Source organism: Streptomyces sp. DSM 41931 (assembly GCF_050271085.1).
In the GTDB taxonomy this organism is placed as follows: domain Bacteria; phylum Actinomycetota; class Actinomycetes; order Streptomycetales; family Streptomycetaceae; genus Streptomyces; species Streptomyces albogriseolus.
This window is the reverse complement of sequence record NZ_CP189902.1, coordinates 2,281,843-2,297,963: the sequence shown is the minus strand read 5'-3', so window position 1 is coordinate 2,297,963 and position 16,121 is coordinate 2,281,843. Positions and strand designations below refer to the sequence as shown.

Below are 16,121 nucleotides of genomic sequence, written 5' to 3'. Positions count from 1 at the left end.
CGGCTGGAACGCGCGTCCACCGGCCGGTCGTTCACCACTCGTCAGCTCACACCCGCACGCGCTCTGAGAGGGGAGGAAGCCGCGTGACCAACATCCCCGAGACCGGCCGCAGCCCGCGGGTCCAGATCCGGCTCGTCGTCATCCAGGTCCTCGTCATCTCCCTGCTCGGCACCCTCGGCGGGCGGCTGTGGTACCTCCAGATCCGGGAGGGCGACCAGTACGCCAAGGAGGCCTCCGGCAACCATGTGCAGCAGGTCGTCCAGCCCGCCGTGCGCGGCTCCATCCTGGACGCACGCGGCGTGCCCCTCGCGGACAACGAGACGCGGCTGGTCGTCTCCGCCTCCCGCACGGACCTCATGAAGATGGAGGACGACGGCAAGGCGGTCCTCACCAAGCTGGCCGGCGTCCTCGGCATGAAGCCCCAGGACGTCCTGATGAAGGTCCGGCTGTGCAACGCCGAGACCCCCCAGCCCTGCTGGAACGGCTCGCCGTACCAGCCGATCCCCATCACCGACGAGGCCACCCCCAGGCAGGCCCTGCAGATCCGCGAGCGCGCCGAGGACTTCCCCGGCATCACCGCCGAGCCCCAGGCGCTGCGCCGCTACCCGAGCCCCGGCAAGGCCAACACCGCCCAGGTCCTCGGCTACCTCTCGCCGGTCACCGACGAGGAGATCCAGCAGGCCCAGGACACCGACTCGCCCTACCTGCGCTCCGACATGGTCGGCCGCTCCGGCCTGGAGCGTCAGTACGACAAGCAGCTGCGCGGCAAGGCCGGCGTCACCCGCTACGAGGTCGACAAGCTCGGCCGCGTCCTCGGCCAGGCCGAGGCCGACCCGGCCGAGCCCGGCGCCAACCTCGTCACCAGCATCGACTCCCGCGTGCAGCGCATCGCCGAGTACGAGCTCAACGAGGCGATGAAGGAGGCCCGCAAGCAGCACGACCGCAACACCGGGCGGAACTACGAGGCCGACTCCGGCGCCGTCGTCGTCATGGAGGCCAAGACCGGCCGCGTCGTCGCCATGGCCTCCAACCCGACCTACGACCCCAACTCCTGGGTCGGCGGCATCTCCGCCAAGGACTACGCCAAGCTCACCGGCAAGAAGTCCAACTACCCGCTGCTGAACCGCGCCATCCAGGGCCTGTCGGCGCCCGGCTCCATCTTCAAGGTGATCCCGACGGCCGCCGCCATCAAGGCCGGCTACACCTTCGAGGGCCCCTACAACTGCTCCAGCGCGTACTCCATCGGCGGCCAGGTCTTCAAGAACTTCGAGTCGCAGAACCACGGCCCGATCAGCCTCGGCCGGGCCCTCGAGGTCTCCTGCGACACCGTCTTCTACGCCCTCTCCCACGAGGAGTGGAAGCGCGACGGCGGCAACAAGCCGAAGAAGAACCCCAACGACTGGTTCTACAAGGTCGCCCACCAGTTCGGCCTCGGCGAGGAGACCGGGATCGACCTGCCCAACGAGGTCACCGGCCGCGTCCCCGACCGCCAGTGGAAGGCCGACTACTGGAAGGCCAACAAGGACGCCTGGTGCAAGTACGGCAAGAAGGGCGGCAGCTACGCCGAGCAGATCGCCTACGAGAACTGCCTCGAAGGCAACCGGCTGCGCGCCGGTGACTCGGTGAACTACTCCATCGGCCAGGGCGACACGCTCGTCACCCCCATCCAGATGGCCACCATCTACGCGGCCATCGCCAACGGCGGCACGCTGTACGACCCGACCGTCGGCAAGGCCGTCATCAGCCCCGACGGCAAGACCGTCACGGAGATCGAGCCCAAGGCGCACGGCAAGCTTCCGACGTCGAAGAAGACGCTCAAGCAGATAGACGAAGCCCTCGAGGGAGTCGCCACCCGCGGTACGGCCGCGTGGCGGTTCGGGGGCTGGCCGCAGGACAAGATCCCGATGCACGCCAAGACCGGTACGGCCGAGGTGTACGGCAAGCAGACCACCTCGTGGTTCGCCACCTACACCGAGGACTACGCGATCGTGATGACGATCTCCCAGGGTGGTACCGGTTCCGGCGCCTCGGGCCCCGCCGTGCGCAACATCTACAACGCCCTCTACGGAGTGTCCGAGGACGGCGAGATCGACAGCAAGAAGGCGCTGCTGCCCACGCCGCAGAAGACCCTCCCCAAGGTCCGCACGGACGGCACCATCACCTCGCCGAAGATCGCCAAGGACTTCGCCAAGGAGTTCCGCGCCACGCCCTCCCCGGACGCCGAGGCCACGACCCCGCAGGGGGACGACCCGGCCGACCCGCAGCAGGCGGGCACGACCCCGTCGCCTGAGAACACCAACCGCGACACCCGCCGCGGACGACGGCGGGGCGGCGGACCGGGCCGCGGCGGGGGACACCCGCGCGGCCGCGCACCCCGGCCGCGTGCGGCACGCCCGGAGAGGACGGCGTCATGACCGGCGGCGTCAACAGCTTCCAGGTCTCCGGGTACGGACCCGAGCGGGCCGGCTGGACGCGGGTGTTCGCCCGCGACGGCCTGGCCCGCCGGCTGGACTGGCCGATACTGCTCGCGGCGCTCGCCCTGTCGCTGCTGGGCTCGCTCCTGGTGTACTCGGCCACCCGCAACCGCACCGAGCTGAACCAGGGCGACCCGTACTACTTCCTGGTCCGGCACTGGCTGAACACCGGCATCGGCGTCGCCCTGATGATCGGCGCCCTCTGGCTGGGCCACCGCGGGCTGCGCACGGCGGTTCCCCTGCTGTACGGCGCCTCGGTGTTCCTGATCCTGCTGGTGCTCACCCCGCTGGGCTCCACGATCAACGGCGCCCACTCCTGGATCAAGCTGCCCGGCGGCTTCTCCCTCCAGCCCTCCGAGTTCGTCAAGATCACGATCATCCTGGGCATGGCGATGCTGCTGGCGGCGCGGGTCGACGCCGGCGACAAGCCCTACCCGGACCACCGCACGGTGCTCCAGGCGCTCGGCCTCGCCGTCGTGCCGATGCTGATCGTGATGCTCATGCCCGACCTCGGGTCGGTCATGGTGATGGTCATCATCGTGCTCGGCGTGCTGCTCGCCTCCGGAGCCTCCAACCGGTGGATCTTCGGCCTGCTCGGCGCGGGCGCGGCCGGCGCGATCGCCGTCTGGCAGCTCGGGATCCTCGACGAGTACCAGATCAACCGCTTCGCCGCGTTCGCCAACCCGGAGCTCGACCCGGCCGGCGTCGGCTACAACACCAACCAGGCCCGCATCGCCATCGGCTCCGGCGGACTGACCGGCTCCGGGCTCTTCCAGGGCTCGCAGACCACCGGCCAGTTCGTCCCCGAGCAGCAGACCGACTTCGTCTTCACCGTCGCCGGCGAGGAACTGGGCTTCGTGGGCGGCGCGCTGATCATCGGCCTGCTCGGCATCATCCTCTGGCGCGCCTGCCGCATCGCCCGCGACACCACCGACCTGTACGGCACGATCGTCGCGGCGGGCATCGTCTCCTGGTTCGCCTTCCAGACCTTCGAGAACATCGGCATGACGCTGGGCATCATGCCGGTCACCGGTCTGCCCCTGCCGTTCGTGTCCTACGGCGGTTCCTCCATGTTCGCGACATGGCTGGCGGTCGGACTGCTGCAGTCGCTCCGGATGCAGCGCCCCATGTCCGCCTGATCCCACGGACGGCTGTCCGTCACCGGTGCGGAGCGGCCCACTGCCGCTCCGCACCCGCGGCGACTAGATTCGGTGCATGGCGGACACCAAGCGCGAGATCGAGCGAAAGTACGAGTCCGACGATGCCGCTCTGCCCGACCTGACCCGCGTCCCCGGCGTCGCGTCCGTGCGCGAGCGGGGCGTCACCCACCTCGACGCCACCTACCACGACACCGCCGACCACCGCCTCGCCGCGTCCTCCCTCACCCTGCGCCGCCGCACCGGAGGCGCCGACGCCGGCTGGCACCTCAAGTTCCCCGTCGCCCCCGGCGTGCGCGACGAGATCCGCGCCCCCCTCTCCGACACCCTCCCGGACGAACTCGCCGCCCTGGTCCGCTCCCGCGTCCGCGACCGGGAACTGCTGCCCGTGGTCCGCCTCCGCTCCGACCGCGACGTCCGTCACCTCCTCGACGACCAGGACCGGCTGCTCGCCGAGGTGAGCGTCGACACCGTGCACGCCGAACGCCTCACCGGCGAGGGCGGCGAGGCGCGCTGGACCGAGATCGAGGTGGAACTCGCCGACGACGGCGACCCGGCCTTCCTCGACAAGGTGGAGAAACGGCTGAGGAAGGCGGGCGTACGGCCCTCGACGTCCTCCTCGAAACTGGCCCGCGCCCTCGCCGAGACCGCCCCGGACACCGGACCCGCCGGATCCGCCGGGCGTGACGGCGTCGGCGCACCCCCCGCCACCGCCCCCGAGGCCGCCCCCCGGCACAAGCACCGCCCCCGCCCGGACGGCACCCCCGTCACCGCCGGCGACCACGTCCTCGCCTACCTCCGCGCCCAGCGCGACGCCCTCGTCGAACTGGACCCCGCCGTGCGGCGGGACGTGCCCGACGCCGTGCACCGAATGCGGGTCGCCACCCGGCGGCTGCGCAGCACCTTCCGCAGCTTCCGCACCGTCCTCGACCGCGCGGCCACCGACCCGGTCGCCGCCGACCTGAAGTGGCTGGCCGCCGAACTGGGCAAGGACCGCGACCAGGAGGTCCTCGCCGAACGCCTCACCCAGGCCCTCGACCGGCTCCCCGCCGACCAGGTCACCGGCCCGGTCGCCGAGCGCCTCGCCGCCTGGTCCGAGGCCCGCCACCAGCGCGCCCACCACCAGCTCCTCGCCATCCTCGACTCACGCCGCCACCTCACCCTCCTCGACACCCTGGACGCCCTGCTCGCCGACCCTCCCCTGCGCAAGAAGGCCGGCGCCCGCCCGGACAAGGTGCTCGCCAAGGCCGTACGGAAGGACTTCGGCAAGCTGGCGGGGCTCGTCGAGCACGCCCTGGAACTGCCGCCCGGCCAGGAGCGCGACACCACGCTGCACGAGGCTCGCAAGAAGACCAAGCGCACCCGGTACGCCGCCGAGGCCGCCGCGCCCGCGCTGGGCGGGCCCGCGGACGAGGCGGCCTCGGACATGAAGGCGCTGCAGGGCCTGCTCGGCGACCACCAGGACAGCGTCATGGCCCGCCGCACCCTGCGCGAGCTGGCCGCCGTGGCGCACGCGGCGGGGGAGAGCGACTTCACGTACGGGGTGCTGTACGCCGGTGAGGCCCACCGCGCCCGGGCCGCCGAGGAGGCGCTGCCCGAGGCGTGGAGCTCGATCAGCCGGGCATTCCCGTTCTGAGCGCCGTACGGGAGACCCCTCCGGGCGGGTTAGGCTGGATGGTCACCCGCCCCTGAGGCATCGGCCCGGGGGGACCGCAGTCACCACACGAAGGTTCGCGAGATGCCTGCCGAAGCCGCCGAGTCTGTGTTCCCGCAGCTCGAAGCTCTGCTCCCGCATGTGCAGAAGCCGATCCAGTACGTCGGCGGAGAGCTCAACTCCACGGTCAAGGACTGGGACTCCTGCGACGTCCGCTGGGCACTCATGTACCCGGACGCGTACGAGGTCGGACTCCCCAACCAGGGCGTCATGATCCTCTACGAGGTCCTCAACGAACAGGACGGCGTCCTGGCCGAGCGCACCTACAGCGTCTGGCCGGACCTCGAGGCGCTGATGCGCGAACACCGTGTGCCGCAGTTCACCGTCGACAGCCACCGTCCGGTGCGCGCCTTCGACGTGTTCGGCCTGAGCTTCTCCACGGAGCTGGGCTACACCAACATGCTCACCGCGCTGGACCTGGCCGGCATTCCGCTGGAGGCCCGGGACCGCACGGACGACGACCCGATCGTCATGGCCGGCGGCCACGCGGCGTTCAACCCGGAGCCGATCGCCGACTTCATCGACTGCGCGATCATCGGCGACGGCGAGCAGGCCGTCCTCGAGGTCACCCGGATCATCCGCGCCTGGAAGGAGGAGGGCCGCCCCGGCGGCCGCGAGGAACTCCTCCTGCGCCTGGCCAGGACCGGCGGGGTCTACGTCCCCGGCTTCTACGACGTCGAGTACCTCCCCGACGGCCGGATCGCCCGCGTCGTGCCGAACCGCAGCGGTGTGCCGTGGCGTGTGTCCAAGCACACCGTCATGGACCTCGACGAGTGGCCCTACCCCAAGCAGCCTCTCGTCCCGCTCGCCGAGACGGTCCACGAGCGCATGTCCGTGGAGATCTTCCGCGGCTGCACCCGCGGCTGCCGCTTCTGCCAGGCCGGCATGATCACCCGCCCGGTGCGCGAGCGCTCCATCACCGGCATCGGCGAGATGGTCGACAAGGGTCTGAAGGCGACCGGCTTCGAAGAGGTCGGCCTGCTCTCCCTGTCCTCCGCCGACCACTCGGAGATCGGCGACATCGCCAAGGGCCTCGCGGACCGCTACGAGGAGGACAAGGTCGGCCTCTCGCTGCCCTCGACCCGCGTCGACGCGTTCAACATCGACCTGGCGAACGAGCTGACCCGCAACGGCCGCCGTTCCGGTCTCACCTTCGCGCCCGAAGGCGGTTCGGAGCGCATCCGCAAGGTCATCAACAAGATGGTCTCGGAGGACGACCTGATCCGGACCGTCGCCACGGCCTACGGCAACGGCTGGCGCCAGGTGAAGCTGTACTTCATGTGCGGCCTGCCCACCGAGACCGACGACGACGTGCTGCAGATCGCCGACATGGCCACGCGCGTCATCCAGAAGGGCCGCGAGGTCTCCGGCTCCAACGACATCCGCTGCACGGTCTCCATCGGCGGCTTCGTGCCCAAGCCGCACACCCCGTTCCAGTGGGCTCCGCAGCTCTCCGCCGAGGAGACGGACGAGCGCCTGGCCAAGCTCCGCGACAAGATCCGCGGCGACAAGAAGTACGGCCGCTCCATCGGCTTCCGCTACCACGACGGCAAGCCCGGCATCGTCGAGGGCCTGCTCTCCCGCGGCGACCGCCGCATCGGCGCGGTCATCCGCGCGGTCTACGACGACGGCGGACGCTTCGACGGCTGGCGCGAGCACTTCTCCTACGACCGCTGGATGCGGTGCGCGGACAAGGCGCTGGCCCCGTACGGCGTGGACGTCGACTGGTACACCACCCGCGAGCGCACCTACGAGGAGGTCCTGCCCTGGGACCACCTCGACTCGGGCCTGGACAAGGACTGGCTCTGGGAGGACTGGCAGGACGCCCTCGACGAGACCGAGGTCGAGGACTGCCGCTGGACCCCGTGCTTCGACTGCGGGGTGTGTCCGCAGATGGACACGAGCATCCAGATCGGCCCGACGGGCAAGAAGCTGCTGCCCCTGACGGTCAAGAACGCGGGCCCGGTGCCGAGCGGTCACGCGCACTGAGACCGGCCCGGGCGGCCGGGCGGAAGCATGAAACGGAGCAGCGGCCCCTGGGCAGGGGCCGCTGCTCCGTGCTGTACGGGGTGCCGGTCACGGGACCTGGCGGCCGCCGTACGGGCGGACCCGGTGGCGGGGGCCGACCGTGCGGCGGGGTGGGCGGGTGAGGGTGATCTGGCGGACCAGTTGCTGGAAGCAGGCCAGGGCGGCGACGCCCGGGAGGGCCGCGGCCGCCGTGTCGGTGACGGTGCGGGGCGCCTGGGCCACGCACAGCAGGACCGCGACGGAGGAGAAGAGCAGGACGACGAACCAGGAGTGCAGGGCGCGTCGTTGGTGGAGGGCCGCGCGGAGGATGGAGAAGGAGCCGGCCAGCCAGGGGCCGTACACCAGGATCGGCCACCAGGACGAGGAGTCGCCGCTGCTGTGCGCCGTGGTGACGAGGAGCAGCGGCTCGTAGGTGACCACGCCGCTGAAGACGCTCACCATGGAGACGGTGACCGCCGCCATCGCGGCGATGGCGTAGCTGGCGACGCGCAGGGCGTCGGGGCGCGGTCGCGGGGGCTTGCGGTGGGCGCGCGGTGCGGAGCGCAGGGGCGGCAGTTCGGCCGTGATCTCCTGCAGGTTGCCCATGGGGCTGCCGGCCGGGGGAGCGGTGACCGAGGTCTCCTCGCGCGGTGGCGGCACCGTGGGGGCGGCGTACTCGTCGGCGCGGGCTTCCTGGAGGAGGTAGGCCAGTTCCTCGGCCGGGTCCCAGGGCGGCACGGCGGGCTCGACGGGTTCCGCGTAGACGGCTCCGGCACGGTGCCGGCCGGTTCCCATTTCGGTGAACGGGTCCGGTGCGTCGGCGTACCAGAGCGGGTCGTAGCGTTCATCATTCATGTCAGGATTGATTCATCGGGCCGACGGAAGCACTCAACAGCGGTTGCGCGAAGTGCAGTTGGAGCGGACCTGACCTGCTTGCCTTCATACAGCGACTAACGGCGGCACTTTCACTTGGATGCGCGGCGAATGAGTGAACGGCCGTAGCGACAATTGGTTTGTCGAAGGCTCTGAATTTCCTTTTTTTGATGGGCCTTTCAGCATATGAAGAGCCCGGAAGCGGGCGTTCGCATCCGCGCGGGCGTCCCCGGCGTCCTTGCCGGTATGGATCTGGAGACGTCGCGGGAGCGGTCGGGCGGTGAGGGGTGCCTCGTCGTCGCGCTCCGCATGCCGGTGCGGATCGTGGTGCTCGTGCTGGTGGTGCCGGTGCGGATGGTGTGGGACGCGCTGGTGGTCGCGGGGCGGTTCCTCGGCGACACGGTGCTCCGTCCGATGGGGCGCGCGTTGGCGTGGGTGGGGCGCGCGGTGTTCGTGTGGCCCTTCGTGGCGCTCTGGCGCTGGGTGCTCGTGCCGCTCGGGACGGCGCTGCGGTGGCTGGGCGCGGTGCTGGTCGTCGTCCCGGCCGGGGCGCTGTACCGGTGGGTGCTGACGCCTCTCGGGCACGCGGCCGTGTGGATGTACGCGCGCGTGCTGACGCCCCTCGGGCACGGGCTTCTCGTCGTGCCGTCGGTGTGGCTGTACCGGTGGGTGCTCACACCGGTCGGGCACGCGCTGGCGTGGTGCGGCAGGGGGCTCGTCGCGGTGGGCGCGCTGCTCGTCGCCGGGATCGGCGCGGCCCTGTACTGGACGGTGCGCGTCCTGGTGGTGTGGCCCGCCTACGCCGTGTGGCGCTGGGTGCTGGCGCCCGTCGGCCGGGTGCTCGGGGTCGTCGCGCGGGAGGCCGGGGCCGCGCTCGGGCACGCCTGGCGGGTCGCCGGGTACGTCTCGCTCGCCGTGGGCCGGGCTCTCGCCGCCCTTTTGCGGTGGACGGTCGTGGAGCCGGCCCGATGGCTGTACCGGACCGTGCTCACACCGGTCGGTCACGCCGTCCGTGACGCGGTGCTGAGGCCCGTCGCGGAGGCCGCCCGGGCTGCGGGACGCGTCGCACGCGAAACCCTCCGTCTCGTGCGTACTACTGCCCGCCAGGCCCGCCGGGACGTCCGGCGGGCGCTTCTCGGCGATCCCGGAAGGGCGGGTGAAACAAGGCGACCGGGAGGTGAAGGACGCCAGGGCGGCCTCCGGCGCGTACGCCCCCGCCGACGCCCCCGCCGGCACGTACGGGAACGGCATGCCCGGTGCTTCCTGGGGTAACCGTGCGGGTACCTGTGCGCAGGGAGAGCGTCCCGCCGGCCGGTGACACCGGGGGACCGCCGTCCCCAGGGGCACGTACCCTGAAAGGGACACGGTCCCGGTGCCCGACCGGGCCCGTCGGGCCGTCCCGTACGGCCGTACCCTGGAAGGGGAGGCGCTCCCCGCGCCCCCTTGCGACAAGGAGAAGATCCACTGGGCAAGCGACAGCCCGAAGGCCCGCCGCCCGCACCCGCGGTGCAGCGCATCCGACTGCGCTACACCAAGCGCGGCCGCCTCCGGTTCACCAGCCACCGTGACTTCCAGCGTGCCTTCGAGCGCGCGCTGCGCCGCGCCGAGGTGCCCATGGCGTACTCGGCCGGTTTCACGCCGCACCCGAAGGTGTCGTACGCCAATGCCGCACCCACCGGCACCGGCAGCGAGGCCGAGTACCTGGAGATCGCGCTCACCGCGCCGCGGGACCCCGAGCGGCTGAGGGCCCTGCTCGACGAGTCGATGCCCGCCGGGCTCGACATCGTCGAGGCCGTCGAGGCCCGCACCTCCGGGCTCGCCGACCGGCTCACGGCCTCGGTGTGGGAGCTGCGGCTGGACGGCGTCGCCCCCGAGGACGCCCGCCGCGCGGTGGACGCCTTCGAGGCGGCCGGGACCGTCGAGGTCCAGCGCCGCATGAAGAACGGCATCCGTACCTTCGACGCCCGTTCCGCGGTCGCCTCCCTCGAAACCGTCGAGGAAGACGCCGGGACGGACTCCTCGCCGGCTGATAGGCCGACCGACCGGCCCTGTGCGATACTGCGGCTGGTTGTTCGGCACGTGACGCCTGCCGTACGACCCGACGACGTCCTGTCCGGTCTCCGCGCCGTGGCCGACCTGGCGCCGCCGGTCCCCGTAGCGGTGACCAGGCTGGCGCAGGGGCTGTTCGATGAAGAGACCGGCACGGTGACCGACCCGCTCGCGCCCGACCGCGAGGCAGCAGCGACCGAGCCGCACCCGGCCGCCGCCACTGCCGCCGCGACGGCGCCGGCGTAAGGAAGGTCCCGCGTAGGGACGGACGTCGTAAGCGCCGCCCTCGAACTCGGGAGCCACCTGGGTCGGGCAGCGCACCGACCAGAAGACTTTCGCCAGGCCGTACGCATTCGGCGTACGGAACCGGCGAGACAGGACACAGAGAGCTTCCGAGCGGCGCCCGCGCCCCGGACGGCGGCCATCGCGCACCGCGCGGGCCGCGGACGTCACCGGCATCGCCGGACCAGGCGCGGCGCCCGGGAGCCTGACGGGAGAAACGCCCGCATGCTCGAACCGACCGAGCCCACCGAGGGTTCCGAACCGAACACCCCCAGCGACACCCTGCCGCCCCGTCGGCGACGCAGGGCCGCGTCCCGCCCGGCGGGCCCGCCCGCCGCCGACGGCTCCACGGCGGAGACCGTCACGCCGGCCATACCGGCCGCCGAGGCGCCTGCCGAGCCGGCGGAGACGCCCCAGGCCGAGGGCACGACCGACGCCCAGCAGGAGACCGGGGCCCCCGCGCCCCGGCGCCGACGTGTGGTCCGCCGCGCGGCCGCGCCCGCCGGAGCGCCGGCGTCCGCGGAGGCCGCCGAGACCGTCGTGCCCGCGACGCAGCCCGCGTCCGAGGCCACCGCCCCGGCGCCCGAACCGGCCGCGGACACCACGGAGGACGCTGCTCCGCGTCGTACCCGTCGTCGTGCCACGCGCAGTGTGACCGCGCCGGCGCCGGTCGCGGAGACCCCGGCCGCCGAGGAGACGGCCGTGGCCCCCGAGACTCCTGAGACTGCCGAGACCCCGGCCGAGCCGGCCGTGGCCGCGTCGGAGGATGCCGCTCCGCGTCGTACCCGTCGTCGTGCCACGCGCAGTGTGACCGCGCCGGCGCCGGTCGCGGAGACCCCGGCCGCCGAGGAGACGGCCGTGGCCCCCGAGACCCCTGAGACTGCCGAGACGCCGGCCGAGCCAGCCGCCGCCGCGACCGAGGAGGCCGCTCCGCGCCGTACCCGTCGCCGTGCCACGCGCACGGTGACCGCCCCGGCTGCCGAGACCCCCGCCGAGCCGAAGGCGGAGGAGCCCGCGGAAGAGACCGCTCCTGCCGCCGCCGGGACGGCTCCCGAGGCCGCCGCCGACGTCACCGAGGACGCCGCTCCCCGCCGCACCCGTCGCCGTGCCACGCGGAGCGCGTCCGCCCCCGCCGCCGACGTGACGGCCGAGGCCGTCGCCGTACAGGGCGACGACGAGACCGAGCAGGCCGCCCCGACCGCCGAGGAGGCCCCGGTGACGGAGAACGAGAACCAGGACGAGGCCCCCGCCGAGGAGGCCGGCCCGCGCCGCCGCCGGCGCGCCGTCCGAAAGGCCGCCGCCGGGTTCGCCGAGCCCGCGCGCCCCGCCCGCACCGCCGAGGCCGAGGACAAGGAGGGCGGTCCGCGCCGTCCCGCGCGTCCCGCCGTCGCCGTGTTCCAGCCGCCGGTGTTCACCGAGCCCCGCTTCCAGACCCCGGAGCGGGCCGCCGCCGAGGCGGCCGCCGGACTCACCGAGGCCGCGGAGCCGGAGGAGGAGACCGAGGAGCTCCCGGAGGAGCAGCCCGCCGCCTCCCGCCGTCGCCGCCGCCGCAAGGGCGCGTCCGACGAGCCCGAGGCCGCCGCCCCGGCCGCCGTCGAGGAGACCCCCGAGGCCGACACCGAGGACGCCCAGGAGCAGTCCGAGGACCAGGCCGACGGCGCCGACACCGACGAGGACGACGAGCACGACGACCACGAGTCGTCCGGTTCGCGCCGCCGCCGTCGCCGTGGCGGCCGTCGCCGCCGGCGTGGCGAGTCCGCCGACGCCGACAGCGGCGAGCAGCAGGACGGCGACACCGACGGCGCCGAGCGGGCCGGATCCGAGCAGTCCGCCGAGGACGCCGCCGAGCAGACCGACGAGGACGCCGAGGAGCGCGAGGACAACGGCGGCTCCAGCAGCAGCCGTCGCCGGCGCCGCCGCCGTCGCCGTGCCGGGGACAGCGGCGGGGAGCCCGAGCCGTCCTCCGACGACCCCGAGCGCACCGTCGTCAAGGTCCGCGAGCCCCGTCCCCTGCGGGAAAAGGGTGCCGAGCCGTCCGACGAGGTGCAGTCCATCAAGGGCTCCACCCGCCTGGAGGCCAAGAAGCAGCGCCGCCGCGAGGGCCGCGAGCAGGGCCGCCGGCGCGTGCCGATCATCACCGAGGCCGAGTTCCTGGCCCGCCGCGAGGCCGTCGAGCGCGTCATGGTGGTCCGCCAGCACGGCGACCGCACGCAGATCGGCGTCCTCGAGGACGGCGTGCTCGTCGAGCACTACGTCAACAAGGAGCAGGCCACCTCGTACGTCGGCAACGTGTACCTCGGCAAGGTGCAGAACGTGCTGCCGTCGATGGAGGCCGCCTTCATCGACATCGGCAAGGGCCGCAACGCCGTGCTCTACGCCGGAGAGGTCAACTTCGACGCGCTCGGCATGTCCGGCGGGCCGCGCCGCATCGAGTCCGCGCTGAAGTCCGGGCAGCCGGTGCTGGTCCAGGTCACCAAGGACCCGATCGGCCACAAGGGCGCCCGCCTCACCAGCCAGGTCTCCCTCCCGGGCCGCTACCTCGTGTACGTGCCCGAGGGCTCGATGACCGGCATCAGCCGCAAGCTGCCCGACACCGAGCGGGCCCGGCTGAAGACCATCCTCAAGAAGATCGTCCCCGAGGACGCGGGCGTCATCGTGCGCACCGCCGCCGAGGGCGCGAGCGAGGACGAGCTGCGCCGCGACGTCGAGCGGCTCCAGGCGCAGTGGGAGGAGATCAAGAAGAAGTCCAAGAACGGCGGCACCGCCCCGACGCTGCTGTACGGCGAGCCGGACATGACCGTCCGGGTCGTGCGGGACATCTTCAACGAGGACTTCTCCAAGGTCATCGTCAGCGGTGACGAGGCCTGGGAGACCATCCACGGCTACGTCGCCCACGTCGCGCCCGACCTGGCCGGCCGTCTGCAGCGGTGGACCAGCGAGGTCGACGTCTTCGCCACGTACCGGATCGACGAGCAGCTCGCCAAGGCGCTGGACCGCAAGGTCTGGCTGCCCAGCGGCGGTTCGCTGGTGATCGACCGGACCGAGGCGATGGTCGTCATCGACGTCAACACCGGCAAGTTCACCGGTCAGGGCGGCAACCTCGAGGAGACGGTCACCAGGAACAACCTGGAGGCGGCCGAGGAGATCGTGCGTCAGCTGCGGCTGCGCGACCTCGGCGGCATCATCGTGATCGACTTCATCGACATGGTGCTGGAGTCCAACCGGGACCTGGTCCTGCGCCGTCTGCTGGAGTGCCTGGGCCGGGACCGGACCAAGCACCAGGTCGCCGAGGTGACCTCGCTGGGCCTGGTCCAGATGACCCGCAAGCGGGTCGGCCAGGGCCTGCTGGAGTCGTTCTCCGAGACCTGCGTCCACTGCAACGGCCGCGGTGTCATCGTCCACCTCGACCAGCCGTCCGCCTCCGGCGGCGGCAAGCGCCGCAAGCGGGCCCGGGCCGGCGCGGCGGACCAGCCGCACGAGCACGAGGCCGTCGCCGTGGAGACGGCGGAGCAGGAGGCCGAGGCCGAGGCGGAGACGCCGGCCGAGGTGGCCGCCGAGGTGGCCGAGCCGGCCGCGCTGCCGGCGCCCGAGTTCACGCCGGACGAGGAGCTGTACAGCAGCGCCGCCGAGGCGGAGGCCGCGGCCTCCCGGGGCCGTACGCGCCGCCGGGCGAGCCGTCGGGCGTCCGCGCCCGCGGGCTCCCCGCAGCGTGAGGGCGCCAGGGGCGGCCGCAGGCAGGCGGCCGAGGAGCGCGCCGAGGAGGCGCCCGTCGCCGAGGAGACGCCCGCCGTCCCCACGGCGCAGGACGTGACGGTCGCCGAGGAGGAGCGGCGTCCGGTGCAGCCCGAGTCGGCCGCCGAGGCGCTGGCCGAGCCGGCCGCCGCCGAGGACGCCGTGGTGCCGCCGTCCGTCGAGGAGGCCGCTCCGCAGGGCCGTACGCGTCGCCGGGCCACCCGCAAGGTGTCCGCGCCGGCCGGTTCCCCGGCGGGGGCGGAGGCCGCGGTGGTGACCGTCGCCGAGCCCGCGAAGACGGAGGAGGCGCCGAAGGCCGAGGAGACCCCGGCCGAGGCTCCCGCCCCGGAGCCCGCGCCCGAGGCGCCGGCCCCGGCCCGTCCGCGGCGTCGCGCGGTGCGCAAGCCGAGCACCTCGACCGCGTCCGAGGACACGGCCGTCGTGGTCCTGCCGTCCGCCCCGGCGGACGAGCGGAGGCCCGCCGAGGAGCCCGCCGCCGAGCCCGAGGCCGTACAGGCCGCCGAGCCCGCCGAGGGTGCCGCCGAGCCCGCCGAGGGCGTCGAGGGTGCCGAGGAGGCCGCTCCGGCCAAGAAGGCCGCCCGCAAGACGGCCAAGAAGGCCACGGCGAAGAAGGCCGCCGCGAAGAAGACGACGGTCAAGAAGACCGCGGCCAAGAAGACGACGACGGCGGCGAAGAAGACCGCCGCCAAGAAGTCGACGGCGAAGAAGGCCACGACGAAGAAGACGGCCGCTGCCGAGCAGCAGGCGCCCTCCTCCGTCACGGCCGCGGCCGACGAGAGCTGACCAGCGTCTACGCTGTGTGGTCCTGTCCCCTGCGGGGCAGGGCCACACGCTTTTTCCGTCCCGTGAGGAGAACGACCGCGATGATAGGCCTCGTGCTCGCGGCCGGCGCCGGCCGGCGTCTGCGCCCGTACACCGACACGCTCCCCAAGGCCCTGGTGCCGGTGGGCGCGGAGGGCGACCCGGACGCCGCGACCGTCCTGGACCTGACGCTGGGCAACTTCGCGGAGATCGGGCTGACCGAGGTGGGTGTCGTGGTCGGCTACCGCAAGGAGGCCGTGTACGAGCGGCAGGCGGCGCTGGAGGCGAAGTACGGGCTGAAGCTGACGCTGATCGACAACGACAAGGCGGAGGAGTGGAACAACGCCTATTCGCTGTGGTGCGCGCGGGACGCCCTGAAGGACGGTGTGATCCTCGCCAACGGTGACACGGTGCATCCGGTGTCGGTGGAGCGGACGCTGCTGGACGCGCGGGGTGACGGTAAGAAGATCATCCTGGCGCTGGACACGGTGAAGAAGCTCGCCGACGAGGAGATGAAGGTCGTCGTCGACCCCGAGAGGGGGATGACGCGGATCACGAAGCTGATGGACCCGGCGGAGGCGACGGGTGAGTACATCGGCGTGACGCTGATCGAGGGCGGGGCGGCGGAGGCGCTGGCGGACGCGTTGAAGGCGACGTTCGAGCGGGATCCGCAGCTGTACTACGAGGACGGCTACCAGGAGCTGGTGAACCGGGGTTTCCGGATCGACGTGGCGCCGATCGGCGACGTCCGGTGGGTCGAGATCGACAACCACGACGACCTCGCCCGCGGACGGGAGATCGTCGCCGGTCACTGAGCGGGCGCGAGCGCACGGGGGTCCGGTTTGACCCCCGTGGCTCCGGCCCCGTAACCTTGACCGTCGGCGTGTCCATCGGGACCGCCACATCCCCGTAAACCTCTTCCTCCCGGACGCGGGCCGCGACCGGGAGAGGTCGCCCGCGTATGTGCGTGGGCGACTGGCCTGCGGGGGTGCCGTTCTTCGAGTGAGAGTG

Annotated in this window: 9 protein-coding genes; 8 read left to right on the top strand and 1 reads right to left on the bottom strand. The window is 72.8% G+C overall.

Annotated features, from left to right (window positions below):
- Positions 1-83: 83 nt before the first annotated feature.
- From mrdA to ACP7TJ_RS10685, 4 genes are all read left to right on the top strand, one after another.
- Positions 84-2,414, top strand: coding sequence for a penicillin-binding protein 2 (gene mrdA / locus ACP7TJ_RS10700; RefSeq protein ID WP_167742619.1), 2,331 nt, complete (start codon positions 84-86; stop codon positions 2,412-2,414).
- Positions 2,411-3,613 (top strand): rod shape-determining protein RodA, encoded by a 1,203-nt coding sequence (gene rodA / locus ACP7TJ_RS10695; RefSeq protein ID WP_093765718.1) that lies wholly within the window; start codon positions 2,411-2,413, stop codon positions 3,611-3,613. Before mrdA ends, rodA begins: the two co-directional genes overlap by 4 nt.
- Positions 3,614-3,689: 76 nt before the next feature.
- Positions 3,690-5,267, top strand: a complete 1,578-nt coding sequence (locus tag ACP7TJ_RS10690; protein ID WP_167742620.1) for a CYTH and CHAD domain-containing protein — start codon at positions 3,690-3,692, stop codon at positions 5,265-5,267.
- 102 nt (positions 5,268-5,369) lie between these two features.
- Positions 5,370-7,334 (top strand): TIGR03960 family B12-binding radical SAM protein, encoded by a 1,965-nt coding sequence (locus ACP7TJ_RS10685; protein WP_093765716.1) that lies wholly within the window; start codon positions 5,370-5,372, stop codon positions 7,332-7,334.
- Between the two features lie 87 nt (positions 7,335-7,421).
- Here the strand turns inward: ACP7TJ_RS10685 and ACP7TJ_RS10680 are convergent, their stop codons facing one another.
- Entirely contained in the window at positions 7,422-8,207 is a 786-nt protein-coding gene (locus tag ACP7TJ_RS10680) for a DUF2637 domain-containing protein (RefSeq protein WP_093765715.1), read from the bottom strand.
- Between the two features lie 264 nt (positions 8,208-8,471).
- Here ACP7TJ_RS10680 and ACP7TJ_RS10675 point away from each other — a divergent pair, with 264 nt between their 5' ends.
- The 4 genes from ACP7TJ_RS10675 (at position 8,472) to ACP7TJ_RS10660 (ending at position 15,925) form a co-directional block, all read left to right on the top strand.
- Complete coding sequence (locus ACP7TJ_RS10675; protein WP_425935121.1) at positions 8,472-9,497, top strand: hypothetical protein; 1,026 nt, start codon at positions 8,472-8,474, stop codon at positions 9,495-9,497.
- Positions 9,498-9,731: 234 nt separating this feature from the next.
- A complete protein-coding gene (locus ACP7TJ_RS10670) occupies positions 9,732-10,520 on the top strand; it encodes a TIGR03936 family radical SAM-associated protein (protein WP_167742622.1) in 789 nt (262 codons plus the stop codon).
- Positions 10,521-10,781: 261 nt separating this feature from the next.
- Positions 10,782-15,092, top strand: a complete 4,311-nt coding sequence (locus ACP7TJ_RS10665) for an Rne/Rng family ribonuclease (RefSeq protein WP_427762928.1) — start codon at positions 10,782-10,784, stop codon at positions 15,090-15,092.
- 80 nt (positions 15,093-15,172) lie between these two features.
- Positions 15,173-15,925 (top strand): phosphocholine cytidylyltransferase family protein, encoded by a 753-nt coding sequence (locus ACP7TJ_RS10660; RefSeq protein WP_345579043.1) that lies wholly within the window; start codon positions 15,173-15,175, stop codon positions 15,923-15,925.
- Positions 15,926-16,121 lie beyond the last annotated feature (196 nt).

Excerpts from the sequence above, each read along its gene's own strand:
- rodA (WP_093765718.1), top strand. The coding sequence starts at position 2,411 with ATGACCGGCGGCGTCAACAGCTTCCAGGTCTCCGGGTACGGACCCGAG.
- ACP7TJ_RS10690 (WP_167742620.1), top strand. The coding sequence starts at position 3,690 with ATGGCGGACACCAAGCGCGAGATCGAGCGAAAGTACGAGTCCGACGAT.
- ACP7TJ_RS10685 (WP_093765716.1), top strand. The coding sequence starts at position 5,370 with ATGCCTGCCGAAGCCGCCGAGTCTGTGTTCCCGCAGCTCGAAGCTCTG.
- ACP7TJ_RS10680 (WP_093765715.1), bottom strand. The coding sequence starts at position 8,207 with ATGAATGATGAACGCTACGACCCGCTCTGGTACGCCGACGCACCGGAC.
- ACP7TJ_RS10675 (WP_425935121.1), top strand. The coding sequence starts at position 8,472 with ATGGATCTGGAGACGTCGCGGGAGCGGTCGGGCGGTGAGGGGTGCCTC.
- ACP7TJ_RS10665 (WP_427762928.1), top strand. The coding sequence starts at position 10,782 with ATGCTCGAACCGACCGAGCCCACCGAGGGTTCCGAACCGAACACCCCC.
- ACP7TJ_RS10660 (WP_345579043.1), top strand. The coding sequence starts at position 15,173 with ATGATAGGCCTCGTGCTCGCGGCCGGCGCCGGCCGGCGTCTGCGCCCG.